The organism is Neorhizobium sp. 2083 (genome assembly GCF_031455615.1).
Classification (GTDB): domain Bacteria; phylum Pseudomonadota; class Alphaproteobacteria; order Rhizobiales; family Rhizobiaceae; genus Neorhizobium.
In genome coordinates, this window is sequence record NZ_JAVDTC010000001.1 from 715,726 (window position 1) to 740,756 (window position 25,031).

At 62.4% G+C, this 25,031-nt stretch carries 30 protein-coding genes; 10 read left to right on the plus strand and 20 right to left on the minus strand.

Features of this window, described 5'->3' with window-relative positions:
* Positions 1–10 precede the first annotated feature (10 nt).
* The 5 genes from J2X76_RS03775 to J2X76_RS03795 form a co-directional block, all read right to left on the minus strand.
* Positions 11–307 carry a HigA family addiction module antitoxin gene (locus tag J2X76_RS03775; RefSeq protein WP_310213340.1) on the minus strand — a complete coding sequence of 99 codons (297 nt, stop codon included), beginning with the start codon at positions 305–307 and terminating at the stop codon, positions 11–13.
* Between the two features lie 12 nt (positions 308–319).
* Positions 320–601, minus strand: coding sequence for a type II toxin-antitoxin system RelE/ParE family toxin (locus J2X76_RS03780; protein WP_310213341.1), 282 nt, complete (start codon positions 599–601; stop codon positions 320–322).
* A gap of 51 nt (positions 602–652) precedes the next feature.
* On the minus strand, positions 653–2,584 hold the full coding sequence (locus tag J2X76_RS03785) for a DUF2207 domain-containing protein (protein ID WP_310213344.1): 1,932 nt from the start codon (positions 2,582–2,584) through the stop codon (positions 653–655).
* 53 nt (positions 2,585–2,637) lie between these two features.
* Positions 2,638–3,909, minus strand: coding sequence for a 3-phosphoshikimate 1-carboxyvinyltransferase (locus tag J2X76_RS03790; RefSeq protein ID WP_405029971.1), 1,272 nt, complete (start codon positions 3,907–3,909; stop codon positions 2,638–2,640).
* Positions 3,910–4,000: 91 nt separating this feature from the next.
* Positions 4,001–4,552, minus strand: a complete 552-nt coding sequence (locus J2X76_RS03795) for a LemA family protein (protein WP_113130755.1) — start codon at positions 4,550–4,552, stop codon at positions 4,001–4,003.
* A gap of 201 nt (positions 4,553–4,753) precedes the next feature.
* Between J2X76_RS03795 and J2X76_RS03800 the strand changes: the two genes are divergently transcribed.
* The gene (locus J2X76_RS03800) at positions 4,754–4,951 is read left to right on the plus strand and encodes a hypothetical protein (protein WP_113130754.1); all 198 of its coding nucleotides are present in this window, start codon (positions 4,754–4,756) and stop codon (positions 4,949–4,951) included.
* Between the two features lie 46 nt (positions 4,952–4,997).
* Here the strand turns inward: J2X76_RS03800 and J2X76_RS03805 are convergent, their stop codons facing one another.
* A complete protein-coding gene (locus J2X76_RS03805) occupies positions 4,998–5,930 on the minus strand; it encodes a glycine--tRNA ligase subunit alpha (RefSeq protein WP_113130792.1) in 933 nt (310 codons plus the stop codon).
* A 165-nt stretch (positions 5,931–6,095) separates the two neighbouring features.
* On the opposite strand from J2X76_RS03805, the gene J2X76_RS03810 reads away from it, so the two are divergent.
* Complete coding sequence (locus J2X76_RS03810; protein WP_310213349.1) at positions 6,096–6,383, plus strand: hypothetical protein; 288 nt, start codon at positions 6,096–6,098, stop codon at positions 6,381–6,383.
* Entirely contained in the window at positions 6,383–6,700 is a 318-nt protein-coding gene (locus J2X76_RS03815; protein ID WP_310213352.1) for a type II toxin-antitoxin system RelE/ParE family toxin, read from the plus strand. The genes J2X76_RS03810 and J2X76_RS03815 overlap by 1 nt, the downstream gene beginning before the upstream one ends.
* On the opposite strand, the gene J2X76_RS03820 is transcribed toward J2X76_RS03815, so the two are convergent.
* The 3 genes from J2X76_RS03820 to J2X76_RS03830 are packed head-to-tail and all read right to left on the minus strand — an operon-like array spanning position 6,684 to position 7,938.
* The gene (locus J2X76_RS03820; protein WP_310213355.1) at positions 6,684–6,848 is read right to left on the minus strand and encodes a hypothetical protein; all 165 of its coding nucleotides are present in this window, start codon (positions 6,846–6,848) and stop codon (positions 6,684–6,686) included. The genes J2X76_RS03815 and J2X76_RS03820 overlap by 17 nt on opposite strands.
* Before the next feature lie 5 nt (positions 6,849–6,853).
* Positions 6,854–7,045: a hypothetical protein gene (locus J2X76_RS03825; protein WP_113130751.1), complete on the minus strand. Its 192-nt coding sequence runs from the start codon at positions 7,043–7,045 to the stop codon at positions 6,854–6,856.
* Between the two features lie 26 nt (positions 7,046–7,071).
* A complete protein-coding gene (locus J2X76_RS03830; protein WP_310213359.1) occupies positions 7,072–7,938 on the minus strand; it encodes a S49 family peptidase in 867 nt (288 codons plus the stop codon).
* A 166-nt stretch (positions 7,939–8,104) separates the two neighbouring features.
* Between J2X76_RS03830 and J2X76_RS03835 the strand changes: the two genes are divergently transcribed.
* A complete protein-coding gene (locus tag J2X76_RS03835) occupies positions 8,105–9,445 on the plus strand; it encodes an Nramp family divalent metal transporter (protein WP_310213362.1) in 1,341 nt (446 codons plus the stop codon).
* Between the two features lie 30 nt (positions 9,446–9,475).
* On the opposite strand, the gene J2X76_RS03840 is transcribed toward J2X76_RS03835, so the two are convergent.
* Positions 9,476–10,306 (minus strand): methyltransferase, encoded by an 831-nt coding sequence (locus tag J2X76_RS03840; protein ID WP_310213364.1) that lies wholly within the window; start codon positions 10,304–10,306, stop codon positions 9,476–9,478.
* A gap of 382 nt (positions 10,307–10,688) precedes the next feature.
* On the minus strand, positions 10,689–10,910 hold the full coding sequence (locus J2X76_RS03845; RefSeq protein ID WP_113129852.1) for a DUF2007 domain-containing protein: 222 nt from the start codon (positions 10,908–10,910) through the stop codon (positions 10,689–10,691).
* A gap of 107 nt (positions 10,911–11,017) precedes the next feature.
* On the opposite strand from J2X76_RS03845, the gene J2X76_RS03850 reads away from it, so the two are divergent.
* From J2X76_RS03850 to moaB, 4 genes are all read left to right on the plus strand, one after another.
* Entirely contained in the window at positions 11,018–12,034 is a 1,017-nt protein-coding gene (locus J2X76_RS03850) for a polyprenyl synthetase family protein (protein ID WP_310213367.1), read from the plus strand.
* Positions 12,035–12,197: 163 nt separating this feature from the next.
* A complete protein-coding gene (locus J2X76_RS03855) occupies positions 12,198–14,033 on the plus strand; it encodes a tetratricopeptide repeat protein (RefSeq protein ID WP_310213369.1) in 1,836 nt (611 codons plus the stop codon).
* Positions 14,034–14,039: 6 nt separating this feature from the next.
* A complete protein-coding gene (locus tag J2X76_RS03860; RefSeq protein ID WP_310213371.1) occupies positions 14,040–14,969 on the plus strand; it encodes a 4-(cytidine 5'-diphospho)-2-C-methyl-D-erythritol kinase in 930 nt (309 codons plus the stop codon).
* The gene (moaB, locus tag J2X76_RS03865) at positions 14,966–15,514 is read left to right on the plus strand and encodes a molybdenum cofactor biosynthesis protein B (protein WP_310213372.1); all 549 of its coding nucleotides are present in this window, start codon (positions 14,966–14,968) and stop codon (positions 15,512–15,514) included. The genes J2X76_RS03860 and moaB overlap by 4 nt, the downstream gene beginning before the upstream one ends.
* Positions 15,515–15,531: 17 nt before the next feature.
* On the opposite strand, the gene J2X76_RS03870 is transcribed toward moaB, so the two are convergent.
* The gene (locus tag J2X76_RS03870) at positions 15,532–16,050 is read right to left on the minus strand and encodes a glycosyl transferase (RefSeq protein ID WP_113129872.1); all 519 of its coding nucleotides are present in this window, start codon (positions 16,048–16,050) and stop codon (positions 15,532–15,534) included.
* Positions 16,051–16,182: 132 nt separating this feature from the next.
* Between J2X76_RS03870 and J2X76_RS03875 the strand changes: the two genes are divergently transcribed.
* Together J2X76_RS03875 and J2X76_RS03880 are read left to right on the plus strand one after the other, a co-directional pair.
* The gene (locus J2X76_RS03875; protein WP_046641104.1) at positions 16,183–17,340 is read left to right on the plus strand and encodes a PA0069 family radical SAM protein; all 1,158 of its coding nucleotides are present in this window, start codon (positions 16,183–16,185) and stop codon (positions 17,338–17,340) included.
* Positions 17,341–17,504: 164 nt separating this feature from the next.
* Positions 17,505–18,173, plus strand: a complete 669-nt coding sequence (locus J2X76_RS03880; protein ID WP_310213378.1) for a ribonuclease HII — start codon at positions 17,505–17,507, stop codon at positions 18,171–18,173.
* A gap of 12 nt (positions 18,174–18,185) precedes the next feature.
* On the opposite strand, the gene J2X76_RS03885 is transcribed toward J2X76_RS03880, so the two are convergent.
* The 8 genes from J2X76_RS03885 to J2X76_RS03920 form a co-directional block, all read right to left on the minus strand.
* Positions 18,186–18,770: a hypothetical protein gene (locus tag J2X76_RS03885; RefSeq protein ID WP_310213381.1), complete on the minus strand. Its 585-nt coding sequence runs from the start codon at positions 18,768–18,770 to the stop codon at positions 18,186–18,188.
* Positions 18,771–18,866: 96 nt separating this feature from the next.
* The gene (locus J2X76_RS03890) at positions 18,867–19,352 is read right to left on the minus strand and encodes a F0F1 ATP synthase subunit B (RefSeq protein WP_310213383.1); all 486 of its coding nucleotides are present in this window, start codon (positions 19,350–19,352) and stop codon (positions 18,867–18,869) included.
* Positions 19,353–19,357: 5 nt separating this feature from the next.
* A complete protein-coding gene (locus J2X76_RS03895) occupies positions 19,358–19,969 on the minus strand; it encodes a F0F1 ATP synthase subunit B (protein ID WP_113129870.1) in 612 nt (203 codons plus the stop codon).
* A 100-nt stretch (positions 19,970–20,069) separates the two neighbouring features.
* Positions 20,070–20,297 (minus strand): F0F1 ATP synthase subunit C, encoded by a 228-nt coding sequence (locus J2X76_RS03900; protein WP_007774919.1) that lies wholly within the window; start codon positions 20,295–20,297, stop codon positions 20,070–20,072.
* A 68-nt stretch (positions 20,298–20,365) separates the two neighbouring features.
* Positions 20,366–21,118, minus strand: coding sequence for a F0F1 ATP synthase subunit A (locus tag J2X76_RS03905; protein WP_113129845.1), 753 nt, complete (start codon positions 21,116–21,118; stop codon positions 20,366–20,368).
* Between the two features lie 60 nt (positions 21,119–21,178).
* Positions 21,179–21,544, minus strand: coding sequence for an AtpZ/AtpI family protein (locus J2X76_RS03910; protein WP_113129844.1), 366 nt, complete (start codon positions 21,542–21,544; stop codon positions 21,179–21,181).
* 266 nt (positions 21,545–21,810) lie between these two features.
* A complete protein-coding gene (locus J2X76_RS03915; RefSeq protein WP_162736293.1) occupies positions 21,811–22,965 on the minus strand; it encodes a cell wall hydrolase in 1,155 nt (384 codons plus the stop codon).
* Positions 22,966–23,120: 155 nt separating this feature from the next.
* Positions 23,121–25,022 (minus strand): potassium transporter Kup, encoded by a 1,902-nt coding sequence (locus tag J2X76_RS03920; protein WP_113129842.1) that lies wholly within the window; start codon positions 25,020–25,022, stop codon positions 23,121–23,123.
* Positions 25,023–25,031: the final 9 nt, after the last annotated feature.

Genomic DNA, 25,031 nt, shown 5'->3' on the forward strand with positions numbered 1-25,031 from the left:
AAGTCTGAGACTACGCTGCGCTCATCACCGGAATGGCAGCAATCTCATCATGCTTGGCAACGCTCTCTACCTTCAGATCATAACTCGTCTGTAGATTCATCCAGAACTCGGGCGTGGTGTTGAAGAAGCGGGCAAGCCGCAAAGCCGTATCAGTGGTTACGGACGTTTGTTCTGCAACCAGCCGCTCGATGCGCGTCCGGGGCACGTTGAGCTTTCTTGCCAGAGCACCGGCGGTCATCTGCAAGGGAAGCAGATATTCTTCCCGAAGGATTTCACCTGGATGAACCGGGGGAAGCACGCTCGCCATTTTCTGTCTCCTTCAATGGTAATCGACGATCTCGACCTGCTCGGCGCCGGCCTCGGTCCAGATGAAGCAAACCCGCCACTGGTCGTTGACGCGAATGGAGTGCTGACCTCGGCGGTCTCCCTTCAGGGCTTCCAGATGGTTCCCCGGCGGCGAGCGCAGGTCGGAGAGCTCCAACGCATTTTCGATCATCGTCAGCTTCCGAACAGCCCGCCTGGCAAGGTCGGCAGGAAACCCTTTCGGCACCTTGCCGCTTGCAACAGCTTGCGTCATCGCATTCGCATAGGAACGGATCACGTCGTCTCCCCTCATGTATCATATCATGATACATTTTTCAACCGGAGGCGTTTACCAACCGCCTCCGCCTCCACCGCCTCCCCCACCGCCGGACGAACCGCCTGAGAAACCGGAGGAGGACGAGGAGGATTTTGGCGCGGGGATGGTCGAGGCGATGGTCGAGGCCATCGAGGAAGAGAAACCGCCGATGCGATCGCCGATGTTGGAGCCGTAATTGCCGCTGTACCAGCCGGGCGCATAGGCGCCGGCGGCAGCGCCCGCCGCGGCACTCGCGAGCCAGGTCTCGAACGTGTTGCTCCACGGCTTTTCGACGCCGAGCGCCACCGCATAGGGCAGCAGCTTTTCGAAATGCTGCGGCGACATGGTCGGCGCGCCGGCCGTGTTCATGCGATCCTTTTCGGCAAGCGTCAGGTAGATGCGCAGGCCCTCGATACCGTCCATCAGCTTGCGGCCGAGTGGTGTCGGTGCGCCCATCAGGAAAAAGAAGATGACGTTGGCGAGCACGATGCCACCGACCGAGACCAGGATCGGCCAATGTTCGCTGCCGGTCAGCTCGGACATGAGCGCGATCAGCAGCGCCGAACCGACCGATATCGCGACGAAGCCGATAAAGCCAAGAATGACGACCGCCATGATCTTGGAAAACAGCGAGGAACCGCGCCTTAGACCCTTTCCGAGGGCGGCTGCGAAGAAACCGAAGACCACCGCAAGAAAGGCCGGGACAATCAATATCGCCATCAGCTCAGGTTCGAGATTGCCGAATATCAGAACGCCCAGAAGCATAAGGATGCTGAGGGCCACGCCGCCTGCGACATAACCCCAATTCGCCTTGTAATATTTGCCGCGATGTTCCTTCTCGATCGCCTGGCGGAAGCTCGTGCCGACCGATTGGACCGACGTGCCGTGCGCCTCGTCGATCACCAGCGACTGCCCGGCGCCGCCGACCGAACTAAGGATGGAGGCCTGGCCGGTCGGCACGTCGCGTGGCACGGGCTTGTCGGTGCGCCGGATGACGATCTTTTCCTTGAGGTCTTCGAGCGTCACGTAGCCCTTGACCGCCAGGTCGAGCGCACTTGCCGAAAACGCCGTCCAGCCGCCGCCGGAAAAGCCCTTGTTGTCGATATAGTTGACGAGCGCCGGCGACAGGCCGTCCGGCGCATCCCAGCGCGGCACGACGACACCACGGTCCGGATCGCGGCCGACACGGGTCCAGAAAAGCGCGTAATAACCGACGACGAGGACAAGGCCGACGATCGCGATGATCGTGCCGATATTGTCGCGCCACCACCAGTCGCTTTGCTGATCCTTCGAAGGAGCCGCTACGACCCCTTTGGGAAAGCCGGCGACGATCGTCAGGCCCTCCTGCGCGCCGAGCGGCCGAGTGGTCGTAAATACCGCCTGATTGCCGTTCGCCTGCATGCGGGCATTGCGGGCGGTGGAGCCGAAAGGGCCGGTATAGGCGGCAGTCTGGTTTATCCGCGCGCCGCCCGGCAAGGTCAGCCGCGCCGAGGCCTGGGCGATACGGAATTCCCAGCCGTTGCCGGTGGCGTTCCAGTAAAGTTCGTCGTGGTCGTCGAAATAACGGATCTGCCGATCGGTCCTGTAGGTGAAGACGAAGGTGTGTTCGCCGTTGCGCAGGAACACGTCCTTGTCGCCGGAATAGATGCGGATGCCGCCGGTGACGCTTTCCGTGTGGAAGGGCTCGGGCCGGCCGTCGCGGGTGACGGAAACGACCTCGAAGCCGACCCGCACCGTGCGGCCGCCCGCATCCTGCATGGTGAGCGGAAAATCGCGAAACAGGCCGCGCTTGATCCTGTCGCCTTCCGCATTGGCGATGATCGTTTCGGTCACCGTCAGGTCGCCGTTCTCGGCGACCTGGATGTCGGAATGATAGGAGCGGATATATTCCTCCGCCGCGGCGGGCAGCACCGTTGCCAGGCATAAGAACAGGACCAGGCCAAAGCCGGAGAACCACCGCATCACGACATTCCTCCTCTTCGGCGCGCTCTTCGGCACGGGCCGATCCTTGCTTTCCGTTATTCGATATCCGTGTACTCGACGCCGAGCGAGGCGAGCACGTCCCAATAGGTCGGGAAGGTCTTGGCGACGCAATCAGGGTCGAGAATGGTGATGCCGCCGATCTTCAGCCCCGCCAGTGCAAAGCTCATGGCGATGCGGTGGTCGGCAAAGGTGTTGATCTCGGCGGATAAGGTCTGGCCGGCGAGCGAGGGATCGGAGGCGACGACCAGGTCGTCGCCCTCCTCCGTCGCAAGGCCTTCGCGAATGGCATTGAGGCCGAGCGAGAGCGCCCTCACCCGGTCGCATTCCTTGACGCGCAGGTTGGCGATGCCGGTGAACCGCACCGGCGTTTCGTTGAAAGCGGCAAGTACGGCAATCGTCGGGATCGCGTCCTGCATCTGCGAGCCGTCGATCTCGGCCGGCAGGTGCGGGAATTTCGAGATGACCTCGAGGGCCTTGGCATCGGGCTGGGTGAAGGCGTCGTTCGGCACGCCGAGATCGATCCTGCCGCCGGTCAGCACTTCGGCGGCCCAGAGATAGGTGGCGGCCGAGGCATCCGGCTCGATCACGAAATCCGCGGCCCTGTAGCCGGTCGGCTCTATCTTCCACGTCGCCGCATCGAGTTGCTCGACCTTGGCGCCGAAGGCCTGCATGGCGGCCAGCGTCAGGTCGACATAACCACGGGCGCCGATTTCCGCGCCGGCGAGCGCCACCGTCAGGGGCGCGTTGGCGCCCTGCTTGACGAGCGGCCCGGCCATCAGCAGCGCCGAGACGTACTGGCTCGACAGGCCGGCATCGATCTCGACGCGGCCGGAGGCGAAATGGCCGTTGCCGCGCACGGTCACCGGCGGGCAGCCGGTCGGCGCCTCGGCATCGATACCGAGCGATTTAAGGGCGGCGACCAGCGGGCCGATCGGCCGCTTGCGCATATGCTCGTCACCATCGACGACGACGGTGCCATCGACAGAAGCGACTGCCGCCGTCAGGAAGCGGGTCGCGGTGCCGGCATTGCCGAGGAACAGCGGGGCGGAAGGGGGCAGAAGCTTGCCGCTGCCGGTGACGACGAAGGTGGTTTCGTCCGGCTGCTCGACGGCCACGCCCATGGCCCGTAGCGCTTCGGCCATATAGCGTGTATCGTCGCTTCGCAGCGCACCGGTCAGCCGGCTGGTGCCTTCGGCGAGGCCCGCCAGAAGCAGCGCGCGATTGGTGATCGATTTCGAGCCCGGCGGCACGGCGCGCCCGGAAAGCGGCTTGCCCGGCGGCAGGATGGTGAGTTTGGCTCTGCCCATGATATTCGTCTCTCAACGCCAACGGAATGCCGCAACGAGGCGGCCGACCGCGCTCTTAAACCGTTGCGGCACGAAGGTCCAATGACGGATTTCAGAACTTGACGGTCGGGACCGCCCGGTCGGCTGCATTCTCGATCTCGAAATACTCGCGCTTCGAGAAACCGAACTGGCCGGCGATCAGGTTGTTGGGGAAGCTCTCGACCCGGACGTTCAGGTCCCGGGCGGCCCCGTTATAGTAACGCCGCGACATCTGGATCTCGCTTTCGATGGTTTCGAGCGAGCCCTGCAGTTCGGAAAAGTTCTGGTTCGCCTTGAGGTCCGGATAGGCCTCGGCAAGCGCCATGATTTTTCCGAGCGCCTGGCCGAGCAGGCCTTCCGCCTGGGCGCGGCCGGCGACATCGCCTGCGGGTACGGCCTGCGCCTGGTTGCGCAGCTTCACGACTTCCTCGAACGTGCCCTTTTCGTGGGCCGCGTATCCCTTCACCGTCTCGATCAGGTTCGGGATCAGATCGGCGCGGCGCTTCAGCTGAACGTCGATGCCGGACCAGGCCTCCTCCGCCATCTGGCGGGATTTGACGAGGCCGTTGTAGATCATGATGACGTAGAGTGCGACGAGAACAATTATGCCGATCAAAATGTACATCTGCGTCTCCCGACTTGGCCTTGCGATGGGACAGTAGAGGCCTGGTATAAAAAAGTGGTTGAAGTCATCGATTATTTTTCGAGGTAGCCATTTTGATTTATAGCAAAGTTTTGATCGCTCCGATGCTCTAGATTCTCCTGCATGAGATGGGCGAATCCAAGGATTCGGTCCCGACCCCAAAACAATCTGGATGGAACTGCCATGGCGTCCCTTGTGCGAACCGCCAATGTGCTGGCGTTTGCCCTGCTGTTTTTTCAGTACGGGGTAATGATGAAACCGCCGCAGCCGGCCGGCACACGACGGTTTCTGCAGATCTATGCAGGGCAGCTTCCGACCGGCGCCTATCCGACCCTCAAACCTGTCTGGCAGCTAGGTACGCAATGGGCGGCGGCGGTTTGAACGGCTTGCCGCGTCCGACCGGGATGGGCCTCAGGACGTTCCGTATTCAGGCGGCCTGGCCGAAATTCGCACCGCCTGCGTCGGTCAGCAGGAAAGCTTCCCCACAGGCTTTCGCGAGCGTGCGGACGCGCAGGATATAGCTCTGGCGCTCGGTGACCGAGATCACCCCGCGCGCATCCAGAAGATTGAAGACGTGGGACGCCTTGATGCATTGGTCATAGGCGGGGAAAACGCATTTGTGCAGCATCTGGTTGGCGTTTGCACCCGGAGCGCCGGCAGCGAGCAGCGCCTGGCATTCCTTTTCCGCATCGATGAAGTGCCGGTGCAGCATGGCGGTATCGGCAAATTCGAAATTGTGGCGGGAATATTCCTGCTCGGCCTGCAGGAAGACATCGCCATAGGAGATCTTTTCCTCGCCCTCGCGGCCGTTGAAATTGAGTTCGTAGATGCTGTCGACGCCCTGCAGATAGGTGGCGAGACGTTCGAGACCGTAGGTCAGCTCGCCGGCGACCGGCGAGCATTCGATGCCGCAGACCTGCTGGAAGTAGGTAAACTGCGAGACTTCCATGCCGTCGCACCAGCATTCCCAGCCGAGGCCCCAGGCGCCGAGCGTCGGGCTTTCCCAGTCGTCCTCGACGAAACGCACATCGTGCAGAAGCGGATCGAGACCGATCGCCTTCAGCGAACCCAGGTAAAGCTCCTGCAGGTTCGGCGGGTTCGGCTTCAGGATGACCTGGAACTGGTAATAGTGCTGCAGGCGGTTGGGGTTCTCGCCATAACGGCCGTCGGACGGGCGGCGCGACGGCTGGACATAGGCGGCCTTCCACGGCTTGGGGCCGAGTGCGCGCAGGGTTGTGGCCGGATGGAAGGTACCGGCACCGACTTCCATGTCGTAAGGCTGCAGGATCGCGCAGCCCTTGTCCGCCCAGTAGTTCTGGAGCGCGAGGATCAGCCCCTGGAAGGAGCGGGTCGGAGACATGTGGTCGGGCAGCTCGGTCATGGCCATATCTGTATCGGTTCGAGGATGCGGACGAGTGCCACGCATCAGGGGCGCGGGTCAAGGTTTTATGCGTTTGCGGCGCTTGTGCTATGCGTGCCGGGTGCGATCCGTGTTAAGGTTCATCCGTTCTTCCGGAGAAAGACCATGAACGTCAAGAACAGCTTCACCTTGTCGGACCGTTATCTGCGCTATGCGGAACGCATGGTCGAAGACGGCCAGTTCCCCTCGGTCGAGAAAGTTATCGAGGCGGGCATAGACAGCCTGATGCAGGCCGATCCGGCGCCGACCGGCGAGAGCGACCCGCTGCTTGCAATGAAGGACGAAATCCGCCGCCGGATGGAAACTCCGCGGGAGGAGTTCATTCCCATGGATCAGGATAATCTCTTTGATCGCGTCCGCGCCCGCATCGATGCAAAATACAAGGCGAAGTGATGCAAACCTACCGGCTGCAATATCATGCCGCGGCCGAACAGGATCTCGTCGATATCCATAATTTCATCGAAGACTATTCTGGCCGCATCACCGCGGACCGGAAGCTCGCGGAGATCGAAGCGGCAACATATCGGCTGGCAGACTTTCCAAAGCTCGGCTCCGTTCGGGATGAGCTTGTTTCGGGCCTGCGTGCCGTCCCGGCTGCGGACAAGGCCGTCATCTGTTTTACGGTCGACGATGCAACACTGACGGTCTTTATCCTGTGCGTAAGCTACGCCGGCTCGGACTGGACCTCGCGCGTCAAGGAGAGGCTTTAACGGCCTCGTCCCCCCGGCTGTTGGCCTCCTCACGATCGAATTTCCAATCGGGCGGCAGCTTCCATTTGAAAGCACGAATCCTTTCCAGTGCCGCCCGCCGTTGGTCGGCACCGGTCTCCGCAACAGCAGGCTTCTTTTCCTCGGGCATGACGCTCATTCCTCGTCCCGCTTCACCCGGTACTCCCCCGTCACGGGATCCCGCTCCAGGGTGCCGATCGCGCCGGTCTGGCGTTCCTTTTCCTCCCGGCGGCTACGGGACGACAGTCTTTCGGCGTCCTTGATGAATTTCTTGTAGAGCATCCAGCCGCCGCCGATGACGATGATCAGAAATAAAAGCTGCGCCATGTCCCCCTCGCGCTATTCTTGCGACCTCAAAGGCCGTATCGGCTCCACATTGCCTTTTCTTCCAGGCTTGCGGCAAGTCCCGTCACCGCGCCTGCGGCGATTTCTCCGGCCTTGCCCTCACCGAAAACGACGCCGGGCACGCGGCGGCCGAACAGGGTGCGGGCGCTGCCGATCAGTTCCAGCTTCGTGTCCTTGCCGTAGCGGCGCTTGAGAACTTCGCGCATGTCGCCGAGACTGTCGATCAGGCCGAGGTCGAGACCGCGCATCCCGCTCCAGAACAGACCCGAAAAGATCGTCGCATCGTCGGCGAGCCGTTCGCCGCGGCGCATCTTGACCATGTCGATGAAGACCTTGTGGATCTCGAGCTGCAGGGCCTTGAGATATTCGATGTCGCCTTCCTTTTCCGGCTGGAAGGGATCGAGGATCACCTTGTTCTCGCCGGCGGTATAGACGCGGCGCTCGACGCCGATCTTGCGCAACAGTTCCGGAAAACCGAACCCGCCGGAAACGACGCCGATCGAGCCGACGATCGAGGTAGGGTCGGCGAAGATCTCGTCGCCGGCAAGCGCGATCATGTAGCCGCCCGAGGCTGCGACGTCCTCGACGAAGACCAGAACCTTCTTGTTCTTCTCTTCCGCGAGCGAACGGATGCGCTGGAAGATCAACCGCGACTGGACCGGCGAGCCGCCCGGCGAATTGATCGAGATCGCGACGACCGGCGCATCCTTTTTGGCGAAGGCCTTGTCCAGCATCGGGGCGACGCCGGCGAGGTTGAGGCTCTGCTTGAACTGGCTGCCGCCGGCCATGATCGCACCATGGAGCCGGACAACCGGTATCGTCAGCCCCTTCTTGCGGAACCGCTTCGGCATCAACCTCTTCAAAAACCCGGCCATTTCTTTTCCTTCTGTGGCGTTCGGCGCTGCCAAAGCATGTATGTGACGGATTTTCAAACGCAATGGCTGCAGCCCCGAAAGCCCGATTTTGATTTTCTAGTTGCGAATGACTTGCATTATCATTCCAATGAGGCATTATCCCGTTACGAACGGAGATAAGGTGAAGATGGACGTTTTGAGTTCAAAGCAGGACAGCGGCTGGCGGCACAAGCGGGGAGAGGCGTCGCTTTCCGACGTCCATCGCAGCATCAGCATTTCGCATTCCGGATCACGTTGGCGGCGGCTTGCCGCCTTCGCGGGTCCGGGTTATCTGGTGGCCGTCGGTTATATGGATCCCGGCAACTGGGCGACCTCGCTCGCCGGCGGTTCGAAATTCGGTTATGCGCTGCTGGCGGTGGCGCTTCTGTCCAACCTGATGGCAATCGTGCTGCAGTCGCTCTGCGCACGCCTTGCCATCGCCTCCGGGCGGGATCTGGCGCAGGCCTGCCGCGACGCGTTTCCGAAATGGGTTTCCATCCCCCTCTGGGCGCTTGCCGAAATCGCCATCATCGCCACCGACATCGCCGAGGTGATCGGCACGGCGATCGGCCTCAACCTGATCTTCGGCATTCCGCTGGAGCTCGGCGTGCTGATCACGGCACTCGACGTCTTCATCATCCTTTACCTGCAGAAGATGGGCTTCCGCTGGATCGAAGCCCTGATCATCACCCTGCTCGGCGTCATCGCGGTCTGCTTCGCGATCCAGATCTTCCTCGCCGATCCGCAATGGGGCGGCGTCATCCGCGGCTTCTTCCCGACGACCGAGATCGTCACCAATCCGGAAATGCTCTATCTGGCGCTCGGCATTCTCGGCGCGACCGTGATGCCTCACAATCTCTACCTTCATTCCGGCATCGTGCAGACCCGAAACTACGGCCACACCCTGCCGGAGAAGAAGGAGGCGCTCACCTATGCGACGATCGACTCCACCGTCGCGCTCTGCTTCGCGCTGCTGATCAATGCCTCGATCCTGATACTCGCGGCAGCGGCGTTCAACAGCACAGGGCGGACGGAAGTGGCTGAACTGGGCGAGGCGCATTCGCTACTGGCACCGCTACTCGGCTTGGCCATCGCACCGACGCTGTTCGGCATCGCGCTGCTCTGCTGCGGCCTGAATTCGACGGTGACGGCAACGCTTGCCGGCCAGATCGTCATGGAAGGCTTCCTCAAGATGAAGCTGCAGCCATGGGTCCGCCGGCTGATCACCCGGGCCATCGCCATCATTCCGGCCGCCGGCGTCACCATCTGGTACGGCGATGCGGGTACGGCGCACTTGCTGATCCTAACCCAGGTCGTGCTCAGCCTGCAGCTTTCATTCGCGGTCTTCCCGCTCGTTATGTTCACCGCCAGCAAGGCCAAGATGGGCGAACTCGTGGCACCGATCTGGCTCTCGGCCATCGCCTGGCTGATCGCCGTCGTCATCGCCGGCCTGAACGTCAAGCTGCTCGTCGACTTCGTCGCCGGCTAGCTTTCTGACGCAATTCCAGACGGAAAACCGCTACGCACTTTTCCTGGAATTGCTTGGCGGATTTCGTTTCGGGCTGAGGCGGGCATAGGCGGCCCGGCCATTGTTCAGGTCGTCCACGAAAGCCGAGAAGGCATGGCCATCGGCGCCGTGCACGAAAAGCGGCGCCCGGAATGTCAGCCGGGCGCGCGATCCCTTGATGGCGGTGACGAGGATGCGGGTAGCGCTTTCGTCCGGCCGGGGATGAAGGGCGGTGATTTCCAGCCCGCCGAAACGCCTGCCGCAGGCCTCGATGATCTCGGCGATCGATTGCGGCCGGGCGATCAGCGACAATTGCCCGCCGGGCTTCATGATCGCGCCGGCGGTGCGGATCCAGGCTTCGAACAGATCGTCCGTCATCGCATGCGCCTCGGCCTTCAGGGCATCGGGCGTCTTGCGATCCGCCGCGTCGTTGAAGGGCGGGTTCATGATCACATGGTCGTGGATTTCGTCGACGAGGCCGGCGGCAACACGGGGTTTGCCGGTGAGCGTTACGTCGGCTTCGAGCACCTCGACGCGGGCTGCGAGGAAGGCGTTTTCCGGAAGTTCCAGGGTTTTGCGAGCATAGTCGGCCATCAGCGGCGATTTTTCGATCAGCAGGACGTTTGCCTGGCTCAGCCGCGAGGCAACGGCAAGGCCCGCAGCACCGGCGCCCGAACCCAAGTCGGCGACGCTGACCGGCTTGTCGGCGGCGACCAGCGAGGCGAGCAGCATGGCATCGACCCCCGAGCGATGCCCGCCCCCCTTCGGCTGCATGACGTGGAAACGGCCTCGATGGAAGGCGTCGATGGTGTGGGTCGGGGTGGTCATGCTGGTTGGCGCCATCGAATGCAGTCGATCCCCGGCCCACGTTGAACGTCGGCGGTTGGCAGCCCCCCTCTGCCCTGCCGGGCATCTCCCCCTCGGGTGGGGAGATCACAAGAGGCAAGCTCCATGCTCCCACCGAAACGGCGTGGCGGAAGAGAGATCGGATCGAAGTATGCGGCGAGAAACGTCGCGTTGGAATGCGCAGGAGACGACGGTGGATCAGGAGTGGCGGGCAAGCCCCCAGCCGATCTCCCCACCCGAGGGGGAGATGCCCGGCAGGGCAGAGGGGGGCGATCCGCGAACAGGCCCAATGTTGGAACTCCAAAAACATCCAACGCCGAAGCCCTAGAGACGCCCAAAGCCAAGGTTTTGGAAAAACTCAGCAGCAGCTCCCCCAACCTCAAGGCCGCAGCTCCGCTTCCAGCCCCGCGTCCTTCAATATCCGCCGCGCCTCGTCCGCCCGGTCGGCATCCACCATCAACCGGCGCTGCAAGAGGCCGAGTGAGCCCTCCAGCACGCTCATCGACTGGTCGGCGACCATGCAGTGGATGCCCGCGTCCTTCATCAGGCTCTGAGCCAGCGACAGGATCACGACATCGTTGGTGCGGATGATCTCCAGCATGGCTTGTTTGTTACCCCATTATCTCCGGCGGGATGCGTTTTGCGCTTGCCGCACTAACAGCCTCTTTCTATTGTCGTTTGAAAGATTTCGATAGGGAGGCCTGATCATTGGGCGTCGTCATACCGCTTGAAGAAGGCAAAAACAAACTCGCATCCGTCAAACCGCTGGTGGATCTGACCAAGGCGGACATGGAGCGGGTCAACCAGCTGATCCTGTCCAAGGCCGGCTCCGACGTGCAGATGATCCCGGAAGTCGCCAACCACCTGATCTCGTCCGGCGGCAAGCGGCTGCGGCCGATGCTGACGCTCGCCTCCGCAGCGCTGTTCGGCTACCAGGGCGATGCCCATGTAAAGCTGGCGACCAGCGTCGAGTTCATGCACACGGCAACGCTTCTCCATGACGACGTAGTCGACGAAAGCGACCTGCGCCGCGGACGTTCCACCGCCCGCATGATCTGGGGCAACCAGGCAAGCGTGTTGGTCGGCGACTTCCTGCTCGGCCAGGCCTTCCGGATGATGGTCGATGTCGGCTCGCTCGAAGCGCTCGACGTGTTGTCGGCCGCAGCGTCTGTCATCGCCGAAGGCGAGGTGCTGCAGCTTTCCGTCGCCAAGAACATGGAAACGACCGAGGACGACTATCTGTCGGTCATCCGCGCCAAGACGGCCGCGCTGTTTGCGGCCGCGGCCGAGGTCGGCCCGATCATCGCCAATGCCGACAAGGCCGGCCGCGGCGCTCTCAAATCCTACGGCATGAATCTCGGCCTTGCCTTCCAGCTCGTCGACGACGCGCTCGACTACGGCGGCAAGGCCGCCGATCTCGGCAAGAATGTCGGCGACGATTTCCGCGAGGGCAAGATCACGCTGCCCGTCATCCTCTCCTATCGCCGCGGCACCGAGACCGAGCGCGCCTTCTGGCGGCAGGCGATCGAAAAGGGCGAAAGCAGCGACGAAAACCTCGAAAAGGCACTCGGGCTGATCAACAAATACGGCGCCTTGAACGACACGATCGGCCGGGCGCTGCATTACGGCACGATCGCCCGCGATGCGCTGGCGCCGCTTCCCGCCTCGCCGCTCAAGGCCGCTCTCCTCGAAGTCATCGACTTCTCGATCCAGCGCGTCAACTGACGCGCGGCGTTCGTTGACGAAGGTGTGACCGGCGCCGCCCTCGCGCGGCGCTGGGGATTTCCTTGCGGACGTGCTTCAAAAAAGCCATTCTATCGTGAATCAATAGGGCGGAATTGGCGGCGGTATCTCACCGTTCTGCCATGCTCTTACGAAAGGCATCTTTATGCGGCAGAAATCCAGCCTTCTTCTGCTCTCCGGCGCGGCGCTTGCAACCGTCCTCCTGTTCGGAACGGTGGCCAATGCCGCGACGGCAGACGCGAAGCCAGCGGTGAAAGACACGGTGACGTTCGGTCCCGGCAACGTGAAGACGTTTTCCGGCGCCTTCCTGGCGGCCCGCACCGCCGACGTCGATCATGACTACGACACCGCGATCGCGCTTTACCGCAAGGCACTGGCTTTCGATCCCGCCAACCTGGAAATCCGCGAAAGGCTGATGATCTCGCTGCTGCTCAACGGCGATTTCGACCAGGGTCTCGCGGAAGCCAATGCGCTGAAAGACGACAACGCGGTAGAGCGGATCACCAAGATCGTCCGCGGCCTCGATGCCCTGCGCGACAAGAAATTCGACACCGCCAAGAAGGTGCTTGCCTATGACGGCCCGAACGACCTCGACCGGCTGACCCACCAGCTTCTCTCCGCCTGGTCGGATGTCGGCGCCGGCAAGGGCAAGCAGGCGATGGCCAGCATCTCCAACCTCAAGGGACCGGCCTGGTACAAGGTTTTCACCGACTATCACCTCGGCGCCATGGCGCTGGTGACGGGCGATATCGGCACGGCGCGGCAGCACCTCAACACCGCCGTCACCAACAAGGAAGCCGTCGCCACCGCTCCGGACACGTTCATGCGTGCCGTGATGGCACTGGCACGTCTTGAGGCGGCTGCCGGCAACAAGCAGAAGGCGCTCGATGCGATCTCCGTCGGGGACGGCATGGTCTCCAACTATGCGCCGCTGAAGGCCCTGCGCCAGAGCATCGAAAAGGGCGAGAAGCCCCAGCAGCAGGTGAGCAATGCCGCCGAAGGTGCGGCCGGCGTGCTGTTTTCGATCGGCGGCGCGCTGAACCGCCAGGGCGCCGAGGACATGGTCTCGCTCTACCTGCAGATCTCCCACGCGCTCGATCCCAAGAGCGCCGATACGCTGATCCTGCTCGGCGGCATTGCCGAAAAGCTCAAGCAGCCCGATCGCGCCATCAAGTTCTACGCGAGCGTGCCGGCCGATTCGCCGATGCGCCGCATTTCCGAACTGCAGCTCGGCGTGACGCTTTCCGATACCGGCAAGGTGGACGAAGCCAAGCAGCACCTGAAGTCGCTGATCGATTCCGACCCGTCCGACATCCGCAGCTATATCGCCTATGGCAGCGTGCTTTCCGACGCCAAGGACTACAAGACCATGGCGGAAACCTACGACAAGGCCGCCGACGTCATCGGGCCGGTGCCGAAGCCGGGCGACTGGACGATCTTTTTCCAGCGCGGCATCGCCTACGAGCGGCTGAAGAACTGGGAAAAGGCCGAGCCGAGCTTCCGCAAGGCGCTGGAGCTCAACCCGGAACAGCCCCAGGTCCTGAACTATCTCGGCTATTCGCTGGTCGACATGAACAAGAACCTCGACGAGGGCCTCAACATGATCAAGCGGGCCGTCGATGCGCGCCCGGATGACGGCTATATCGTCGATTCGCTCGGCTGGGCCTATTTCCGGATGGGCAAGTTCGACGATGCGGTGACCGAGCTCGAACGGGCGGTGCAGCTGCGCGCCGGCGATTCGACGATCAACGACCATCTCGGCGACTCCTACTGGCGCGTCGGGCGCAAGCTCGAAGCCGTCTACCAGTGGAACCGGGCGCTGATCTCGGAAGGCGAGGACATCAACCGCGAGCAGATCAAGGAAAAGATCGAGAAGGGCCTGGCGCCGCTCGATCCCAATTCGACGACTGCCGACCGCAGCCCCAGCGAACCCGTGGCTCCCGCCCCGCCGGCGCCGGCCAATCCCGACAAGAAATCCTGACGCCACATGTTTCTCGACACCGTGTCGTCCGACAATTGGCTCGCCGACAAGGCGGGCCATTTTGAACTGGCACCCGCCAAGATCAACCTCGCCCTGCATGTGACCGGCCAGCGGGCCGACGGATATCACCTGCTCGACAGCATCGTGACCTTCGCCGACACGGGTGATCGGTTAGGCTTTGCCGATGCGGAAGCCGACGCGTTTTCCGTTTCCGGCCGGTTCGCCTCGCTGCTGCCGACTTCGGCGGAGGGGAGGCATGGCAATCTGGTGTTGAAGGCACGCGACCTCCTGCGCAAGGCGCTGGAAGAGAAAGGGGTCCCGGCCCCGCCGGTGGCCATCCATCTGGAGAAGAACCTGCCGGTCGCAGCCGGCATCGGCGGCGGTTCGGCGGACGCGGCGGCGACGCTGCGCGGCCTGATCCGCCTCTGGGATGCCAGCCTGCCGGATGCGGAACTGGCAGCGCTCGGGCTGACGCTCGGCGCCGACGTGCCGATGTGCCTCAAAGGCGAGCCCCTGATCGCCAGGGGGATCGGCGAGGAGTTGACCGCGCTTACCAGCCTGCCGGCGCTGGCACTGGTGCTCGGCAATCCTCTGGTCGGGGTCTCGACGCCGGATATTTTTCGCCGCCTGACGCAAAAGGACAATCCGCCGATCGGCGCGCCCGATGCCGACTGGATCGGCTTTCTGAAAACGCTGCGCAACGATCTCGAGCCGCCGGCTCGCTCGCTGGTGCGGGAAATCGATCAGATTTCCAACCTGATCGGTGCCGAAGGCACGATGCTGACGCGCATGTCCGGTTCGGGCGCCACCTGTTTCGGGATATTTCCTTCCTTCGAGGCGGCGGAAAAGGCCGTGGAAAACCTTAACGACCAGAAGCCGGAATGGTATTTTCAGGCCGTGAGAACCGTTGGCCAGACGCCCGGGAGAACCCCATGAACCGGATCGACGAAACCCGCGCCTTCATTCCCGTCGGCATCGCCGTGCTGACCGTCTCCGACACGCGCACGCCTGCCGACGACAAGTCCGGCGACACGCTGGTGGCGCGGATCGCGGAAGCCGGCCATGTGCTGAAGGCGCGCGCGATCGTGCCCGACGACAAGGACCGGATTGCCGGCCAGGTGCGGGAATGGACGCTTGATCCGGATATCGACGTGGTGATCACGACAGGCGGGACCGGCTTTACCGGCCGGGACGTGACGCCCGAAGCACTGGAGCCGCTGTTCGAAAAACGCATGGACGGCTTTTCGGAAGTCTTCCACCGGATTTCCTATGACAAGATCGGCACTTCGACGATCCAGTCCCGGGCGACCGGCGGGGTGGCGAACACCACGTTCATCTTCGTGCTGCCCGGCTCGCCCGGCGCCTGCAAGGATGCCTGGGACGGCATTCTGAAGGCGCAGCTCGACTACCGCCACATGCCCTGCAATTTCATCGAGATCATGCCGCGGCTCGACGAGCACCTGAAGCGCGGCGGCAAATAGGCCCCGCTAAATAGGCCTCAGCGGACGGCCGCCGCCACCCAGGCCGGGATCATCTCGCTCGCCAGCTTCGAAGCCTTCTGGCCGCGCGCCAGGGTTTCCAGATCCATGCCCGATTTCGCAAGCGCGATCGCCTGACGCTTCGAAAGCAGCATGCCGTATTCCAGCGGCGGCACCGCGCGGCCGATGCGCCTGAAGAACGGCCGCCGGTAATTCCGCGCCGGTGCGAAGCGGGCCGGCTGCTTGCTCAGCGCGATATATTCCATCACCTCGTCGATCCAGCCGGCCTGCGGGCGAGCGCCCGCCTCGATGAGCAACACCCACTCGCCGCGCGCGCCGCGCAGAATATCCTTGATATCCCAATGGCCGTAAAAACGGCAGCCGGCGGCATCGGCGACACGGGAGGAACCGTCCTTCGAACCGTGGTCGAGCACCACGACATCGCTTACCAGCCCCTCCACCGCGGCGGAAACGAGCACCGAAAGGGTCTGCGCCAGCTCGGATTCCTGGTCGCGGCATTCCATGATGACAGTCAGCATCCCTGACATGTAACGCATTGCAGCACGGAACGCCATAAACACGGGCTCCGAATTTTGTTCTTGCAATGTTCTGGTTTTGCCGCTAGGAATTTAATCATCAGGAACGGGGAATTTCCCCTTCAGGAGCAATCCATGAACGAGCTGCATCAATTGCGGCAGGACGCTTTTGCGCCTGCTCATACGGCTGATATTGCCGATGCGTTGGTCAAATCCTCCGGTCTTCGGGTGGAGATCGACCGGCGTCGCGGGCGCGGCGCGGGGCTCAACCCGAGCGGCCGTTTCGAGGAGGAGCGCCGTGAAGCATTCGACGACGGCTGGCAGACGCTGGAGGAGCTCGAACCGTTCAGGACCGAAGTGCAGGTGGAAAAGCCACGCACCGCGATCACCCGCAACGAATCGCCCGATCTTTCCTTCGACCGCTCGATCAACCCCTATCGCGGCTGCGAGCATGGCTGCATCTATTGCTTCGCCCGGCCGACGCACAGTTTCATGGGCCTTTCCCCCGGCCTCGATTTCGAATCGAAGCTGTTTGCCAAGCCGGACGTACCGAAACTGCTCGAGCGGGAATTGAGCCGCCCCGACTACAAGGTGCGGGCGATCGCGATCGGCACCAATACCGATCCCTACCAGCCGATCGAACGGGAATGGCGGATCATGCGGCAGATCCTCGAGGTGCTGCAGAAAGCCAACCATCCTGTGGCGATCGTCACGAAGTCGGCGCTGATCACCCGCGATATCGACATTCTCGCCGACATGGCATCCAAGGGGCTCGCGAAGGTCGGGATTTCCGTGACGACGCTCGACCGCAAGCTTGCCCGCACCATGGAGCCGCGCGCCTCGACCCCTCCCAAGCGCCTGACCGCCATCAAGGCGTTGACCGATGCCGGCATTCCGACGGCGGTCATGGTGGCACCCGTCATCCCGGCGCTCAACGACCACGAGATCGAGCGCATCCTCGACGCGGGCCATGCGGCGGGGGCGACGGAAGCGAGCTATGTGCTACTGCGCCTGCCACTGGAAGTGAGCCCCCTCTTCCGCGACTGGCTGCTGCAGAACTATCCGGACCGCTATCGGCATGTGATGTCGCTGGTGCGCTCGATGCGCGGCGGCAAGGATTACGATGCCGAATGGGGCAAGCGTATGAAGGGTGCCGGTCCCTATGCCTGGCAGATCGGCCGCCGTTTCGAGATGGCGACCAAGCGTCTCGGCATGGTCCGCCGCGGCCTGCCGCTGCGTGACGATATCTTCCTGCGGCCCGACGGCGGCGGCATCCAGCTCTCGCTGCTCTGACCGGTCCGCTCAGGCCCGATCAGGAATTCCAATTTCCGACGCGACCCGCCCTGTCCCCACGTCGGAAAATACCCCGGTTCCACCGCCGCCCCTCGGTGGATAGCGACGCCGCAATCGCCCGCCGGGGGTTGCAGGAGGTCGGGACGACGTGCGAGGTTGCCGCCATGTTACCTCGCACGTCGCCCGATTCTCCGATGCTTTGCGAAGACGTCCCGCTCGTCCCGGATTTCAGTCTGGAGCTTGTGGCACGTGGGGCCGGCCACTGGCCGGTCGCGGGCACCGACGAGGCCGGACGCGGGCCGCTGGCAGGCCCGGTTGTCGCGGCGGCCGTGATCCTCGACCCCAACAATATCCCCGACGGCCTCAACGATTCCAAGCAGCTGACTCTCAATCAGCGAGAAGTTCTGTTCGAGGCGATCATGGCGACGGCGGAAGTCTCGATCGCCGCTTCGGGCCCGCGCCATATCGACGAACGCAACATCCTGCGCGCAAGTCTCGACGCCATGCGCCGTGCCGTCGCCGGGTTGGCGGTTGCTCCGGCTTACGTGCTCGCCGACGGCCGCGACGTGCCGCAGGGCCTCTGCTGCCCCGGAAAGGCCGTCATCAAGGGCGACGCCCGCTCGGTTTCGATCGCTGCCGCCTCGATCATCGCCAAGGTCACGCGCGACCGGATGATGACCCGCGCGCATCTGGTCTTCCCGGCTTATGGCTTTGCCAACCATGTGGGTTACGGCACAGCACAGCACCGCGCCGGCATCGAGGCTCATGGTCCCTGCTCGCTGCACCGGATGAGCTTTCGGCCGCTGCGCAAGGATGACCTGCCGGAGGAGTGATGTATGTCGGTGCTAAAGCCCGCTCACATCCTCGGAAAGCCAATCCGGAAAGCCGTCCCGGAGGCTTTCTATCCAGTCGGCGGAATTTGAGAAGATGTCTATCCCTCCGTCATAGGGCGCGTAAACCCGACCGCTTCCAGCGGAGAACCAAAGCGTCCAGTCGTTTCCATCTGTCATATCGTCAGCAATGGCCGACAGTAGCTGCCGGGAACTGCTAAAATCCCAGCTGCATTTGGCTGCGTGTGCGGACCATATTGCCTTTTCATCCTCGAGCCTGATTTCTCCAATCCGGGTTGATGGCTTGCAGGGATGCAATTCCATGAACCTGGACCTTGCCGCCGTTCTTTGCTTCGATCCGCCACCAAACGGGCTCTCACAGCGCACAATCCAGCAATCTTCGCCGGCGTCAAAAACAATCCTACCGAGCGCTGATAACCTCTGGATTATGCATTCGTATTCTGCATCGGTTTCGGCATATCGCTTGGAACCGGGCAAATAATGAAACCGAACAAAGGGCAGTGCTGCTTGTCTCATAACGAAGGATAATGGCGGCACAGCTGGATAAAAGTGCCGCCACGCAGCATCAAAGCTCGTCATGAGTTCTCCAATGGATAAGCGATGAAGGCGGCAGCAGAATGTACAAAAAAAGGCCGGGTTTTCGCCCGGCCTTTCGGAAGTCTCATGTAACTGAAATCAGTTCAATCGCGACTGCACCTTGCCGACGGCGTCCTTGAAGAGCGTGTCCTGGGTGGAGGCATCGGCCTTGCGGGCGATGACGCTCTGGGCGGCGGCGATGGCGAGGTCGACTGCGGCGGAACGGACGGCGCCGATCGCTTCGGCTTCGGCCTGGCGGATCTTCTGTTCGGAAAGCGCGTTGCGGCGGGCAACGAATTCCTCGGTCTTCTGGCGCGCTTCCTCGGTCAGCGCCGCAGCTTCACGCTCGGCGACAGCCACGATCTGGGCGGCTTCCGCTTCGGCTTCCTTGCGCTTGCGCTGGTATTCGGCGAGCAGGGTCTGCGCTTCTTCGCGCAGGCGCTTGGCTTCGTCGAGTTCCTTGCTGATGTTGGCGGCGCGCTCGTCGAGCGACTTCGCCATCATGCCCGGCACCTTCAGGTAAACGACCAGCGCCAGAAAGAGGACGAGGCCGACGAATGCGAAAAATGTTGCATCGAATGCCATAGGGATCAGGCCTCCGTCTTCGCGGCTGCGACCGCAGCCTTGATGTCGTCGCCGGTCGCCTTGGCGCCGATCAGCTGATCGACGATGGCGGTGGCGGTGTCTTCGGCGATCTGGCCGACTTCGGCAAAGGCCTTCGCCTTGATTTCGCCGATGCGGGTTTCAGCAGCGGCGAGCTTGTCGGCAAGTTCGGCTTCGATTGCGGTGCGATCGGCGGCAGCCTTGGTCTTGGCGGCCTCGCGGGCAGTTTCGGCAATCTTGTGGCCCTTGGAACGGGCGGCAGCCAGTTCCTTTTCATAGGTCTCGACAGCGGCGTCCGCTTCCGCCTTCAGGCGGGCGGCTTCGTCGAGGTCCTGGGCGATCCGGTCGTGGCGGTGTTCCAGAATGCCGCCGACGCGTGGAACGATGACCTTCTTCATCAGGAGATAGAAGAGGCCGAAGGTGATGACGAGCCAAAGCAGCTGCGACGAGAAATGGGTCGCATCGAATGGCGGAAATGTGCCGCCACCGTGTTCGCCGCCATGGGCAGCGCCGGTTTCGGTATGCACTTCGCCAGCAGGCGCGGCATGCGGATCAGTAGCGGCCGGCGCGGTCTGCGCATATGCCGAGGTCACGAACATCATCACCTCCAATATTCCAATGCGGGCAGGTGTATTCCAAATGCGAAGGATCACGGCGCGCCTTTTGCAAGCGGCCGCGATCCGAATTCCTGGACAGATCTTAGACTGCGTACAGGAGCAGGAGAGCGATGAGCAGCGAGAAGATGCCCAGAGCTTCCGTAACGGCGAAACCGAACACCAGACGGCCGAACTGGCTGTCAGCGGCGGACGGGTTGCGCAGAGCGCCCGAGAGGTAGCTGCCGAAGATGTTGCCAAGGCCAAGAGCCGTGCCGGCCATGCCAAAGCAAGCCAGGCCTGCACCGATGAACTTTGCTGCTTCCGCTTCCATGAGAAACTCCTTCGAAATGGTTGTTGCGGCTGATGACTGACGCCTCAGGACGCCAATGTCGGTTATCCTTAGTGCCCGCCGGGATGGATCGCGTCGTTGAGGTACATGCAAGTCAGCACCGCGAAGACGTAAGCCTGGAGGAAGGCGACGAGGAATTCGAGACCGGTCAGGGCGACCGTCATGATGAGAGGCAGGACTGCGCCGCCGATGCCGAGCGCGCCCATGGTTCCGAGCGAGGCGACGAAGCCTGCGAACACTTTGAGCGTGATGTGGCCGGCGAGCATGTTCGCAAAAAGACGAACAGACAGCGAAACCGGGCGGGACAGGAAGGAGATGACTTCGATCGCGACGACGAGCGGCAGAAGCGCGCCCGGAACACCGCTCGGCACGAAGAGCTGCAGGAAATGCAGGCCGTGCTTGTAGAAGCCGTAAACCAGGACCGTGCCGATGACGAGAAGCGCCAGCGCGAAGGTGACGATGATCTGGCTGGTGATCGTATAGAAGTAGGGGAACATGCCGAGCAGGTTGGCGGTCAGCACGAACATGAACAGGGAGAAGACCAGCGGGAAGAACTTCATGCCGCTGCTGCCGGCACCTTCGCGCAGCATGCCGGCGATGAACTCATAGGACATTTCGGCAACCGACTGCGCCCGGCCCGGGATGAGCCCGCGCTGCGACGTGGCGAAATACAGGAAGCCGGCGGCACAGGCCACCGTTGCCACCATGAACAGGGACGCGTTGGTAAAGGAGAAATCGATGCCGCCGATCTCGATCGGAACGATCTTGCTGATCTGGAACTGATGGATCGGATCGTTTGCCACCGTCTACCTCTTGTCCTTAGCCGCGCAGGTCGGCCCAGTTTCATTATTTCGAAGCAGGACCTAGCGGCCGCCGCTTCCCTTCTCATCTTTGCCGTTTTGCTGGCTCATGGTCGGTGACGGAGCCACCATTCCCACGGAGCGAAGCACATTCAGCACACCGGCACAGAACCCGAGGAGGAGGAGAACGATCATCCCCCACGGCGCAGTGCCGGCAAAACGGTCGAGCATATAGCCCAGAACAGCCCCAACCGCGACTGCGGAGATGAACTCGGAGGAGAGCTTGAAGCCCAAGGCCATGCCTTTTCGGCTTTCCTCGGATTGCGCGTCCCTCTTCGCCTCTGCCACGTCGTCAGCCTTCCTGTCCGCAAGTTCCGCAGACAAGCGCTTCCGGCGCTCTTCCAGACCATCGTCGCGGTGATCCGTCATGTGCGTCCTCCCCTATTTCTGCTTCCGGCACAACCGGTTTTATGCTTTCCAACCGCAAAAAATGCGATTAGCGAGGGATTTCGCGCCGTCGGGCCCGTTTTCAAGTCGCGCGCAACATAGTTTTGCCCGCCCCCATAGTCAAGGCGTCCAAGGCTCTTCGTTCTTGGTAAATTAACCAAGCAAATTCAATTGCTTAAAGCGGACACAACCAAAGCCGGGTAAAACTGTCGCGGGAATCGCCGCCTGTTGCGGCGATAATGACCCGGTCAGCTCCAGCCGCCGCCATAGGTCCGGTAGAAGACGTGCAGGCCGATGCGGCCGACCTTCTTCATGGTGCGCGCCCAGTCGGGGTGGACGTAGACGGCGTGGTAATGGGTGGCGGAGCCGACTTCCGGAAGCCAGATCTTGCCGGCGGTCACCGCCATCGCCACTTCGCGGGCCATCTGCCAATGGTATTCGGAGCGGATGCGGTCCTTGATGTTGTCGCAGGCGAACGAGAACTGGCAGCGGTTGCGCCAGTCCTCATTCTGGTAGACGACGTCGCAGATCGTCTTCGGATAGGCCGGATTGCGCACCCGGTTGAGAATGACCTGGGCGACCGCGGCCTGGCCGCGGGCGGATTCGCCGCGCGACTCGAAATAGATGCCGGACGAGAGGCATTGCTGCTGCTTGGGGGAGAAGGAATCGGGCGGCAGCGGTGTGGCTGCCCAGGCATGGTCATCGGCACTGATCGGCGGGATGAACCGGCCGGGCTTCTTCTTTTCGGTCAGAATGGCGTCGAACGGCGACTGCTTGGCAAAATCGGGTTCCGGCGGCGCATAGGCGGCGGCCAGCACATCGGCATTCGGATTGTTGATGAGGCTGGCGATCATCGGCATGAGCTCGTCCTCCGCCCGCTTCGGTTCGTCCTTGCGGAAATAGAAGGATGCGAGCTCTACCGGAGCGTCGTTCTTGCCGGGCTTCAGGAAGGCCGTCATCGCATCCTTCTCTTCGGCAGGCGACGTGAGCGCGCTCGAACGCTGCAGCACGGAGCCGGCGGAAAACGCCTTCGGCGGCAGCATGGGTTCGACCGTGACGATGCGGCCCTTCTTGGCTGCACGGTTGACGCGGTCTTCATCGGGGCGCGGGTCTTCGGATTTCTTTTCGTCGACGAGGGCGATCTTGCGGCCGTCCGGCAGTTCCAGGCCGGCATTCCCGGCAATCGCGGCCTTGAGGCCCGGAAATGCAAGCGAGGCCTGGTGGATCGACCCGGCCGGAGAATCCGTCAGCACCATGCGCCATTGCTCGGCACCGTCAAAACCGGTCAGAAGATCGGCGAGATCGCCATGGGCGGGGGCGGACGGAAAAACCAGCCAGCAGGCGAGGCCGAAGACGGCAGGGGAAGTCCATCCATTCAGTCCGGACGAGGACTTGCGACGCAATACACTCTTCGAACGCAAAACCTTAACTCCACAGGGCAACAGGAACCCGATGAAGATCAATCATTAACCTTGATGAGCGGTTAACGCCGGCTGCCGAAACGCCCGGCAACCGGCCTGATTTAGCACATTCACATGAATGTCAGCGCCGGCACGCGTCAGATAATGACATGAGAGCCGAGTTCGACGACGCGGTTGGCCGGCAGGTGGAAGTAGTCGGACGGGTCTGTCGCCGTATTGGCCATGGCGATGAACAGCCGGTCCTGCCACATGGGCATGCCGGATTCGGCATCCGGCACCAGCTTGCGACGGCCAAGATAGAAGGAGGTCGACATGATGTCGAACTTGAAGCCCGTCTTGCGCAGATAAGCGAGCGCCTGGGAGACATTGTGCGACTGCATGAAGCCGAAGCGCAGTTCGATCAGCGTGAAGCGATCCGACAGCTTTTCGATCTTGAACCGCTCCTCCAGCGAAACACGCGGCTTGTTGACCGTGATGATGGTCAGGACGACGTTCTTTTCGTGCAGGACGTGGTTGTGCTTGATGTTGTGCAGCAGGGCGGCCGGCGCGGTTTCCGGGTCGCTGGTCAGGAAGATCGCGACGCCGGGGACGGAGACCGGCGCGTGATCGCTCTTCTTCTCGACCATCGGAATGAAAGTCTCGAGCGGCACGTCGATGCGGCGGGTCTTTTCGAACAGGATCGCGGTGCCGCGTTTCCAGGTCCACATGACGATGGTGAAGATGATCGCCATCATTACCGGCACCCAGCCGCCGTCATGGATCTTCAAAAGGTTGGCACCGAGGAAGACCAGTTCCAGGGCGAGCAGCGGAGCCAGGACGCAGATCGCAAAGGTTTGCGGCCATTTCCACTTCACCCGCACGAACTCGAACGCCATCAGCGTGGTGACGACCATGGCGCCGGTGACCGAGATGCCGTAGGCGGTGGCAAGCGATTCGGAACTTTCGAAGCCGAGAACCAGGGCGATGACGCCGACCAGAAGCAGCGTATTGACCGAGGGCAGGAAGATCTGTCCGGTATTGGTCTCGGAGGTGAACTGGATCTGCATGCGCGGCAGGTAACCGAGGTGGATCCCCTGGCGGACCAGCGAGAAGGCACCGGTGATCACCGCCTGGCTGGCAATGATGGTGGCCGCCGTTGCCAGAATGACGACCGGCAGCAGCGCCCATTGCGGGAACATCAGGTAGAACGGATCGGACATCGCTTCCGGGTGTTTCAGCACCAGAGCGCCCTGGCCCAGATAGTTGAGCGTCAGGGCCGGGAAGACGAGCGTGAACCAGGCCCACTGGATCGGCCGGCGGCCGAAATGGCCGAGGTCCGCGTACAACGCTTCGGCGCCGGTGACAGTCAGGAAGACGGCGCCAAGAACGACGATGCCGACGAAGCTCTCGTTCAGCATGAATTCGACCGCATATATCGGATTGAAGGATGCCAGGATGCTGTAGTCGTCCGAGATATGGGCAATGCCGCCCGCACCCATGACGACGAACCATACGGCGGTAATCGGTCCGAAGAACTGCGATACCAGACCGGTTCCCTTCGACTGTATGGCGAAAAGACCGATCAGGATGCCGACCGAGATCGGCAGCACGGCGCTGCTCAGCGATGGCGCCACCAGCTTCAGGCCTTCGACCGCCGATAGAACCGACAGCGCCGGCGTGATCATGGCGTCGCCGAGGAAAAGTGCGGCGCCAATCAGGCCGAGCAGCATCAGCAGCGCCCTATGGCCGTTGGCGGACTTGGTCAATAGTGCCAGGAGGGAAAGCGTGCCGCCTTCGCCGTCGTTGTCGGCGCGCAGCAGGAAGAGCACGTATTTGAACGTGACGATGATCGTCAGCGTCCAGATCATCAGCGAGATGAGGCCGATGATCTCCAGTTCGGTGACGCCGTCGTGGGCGATCGGCTTCAGCGCCTCGCGAAACGCGTAAAGCGGGCTTGTGCCGATGTCGCCGTAGACGACGCCGATGGAGCCGATGGCCAGCGCAAAAAGCCCCTGGACCTTGGTTTTCTCGGCAGCATGATGTTCAGCGGGGTGACCCATGGGATGTCC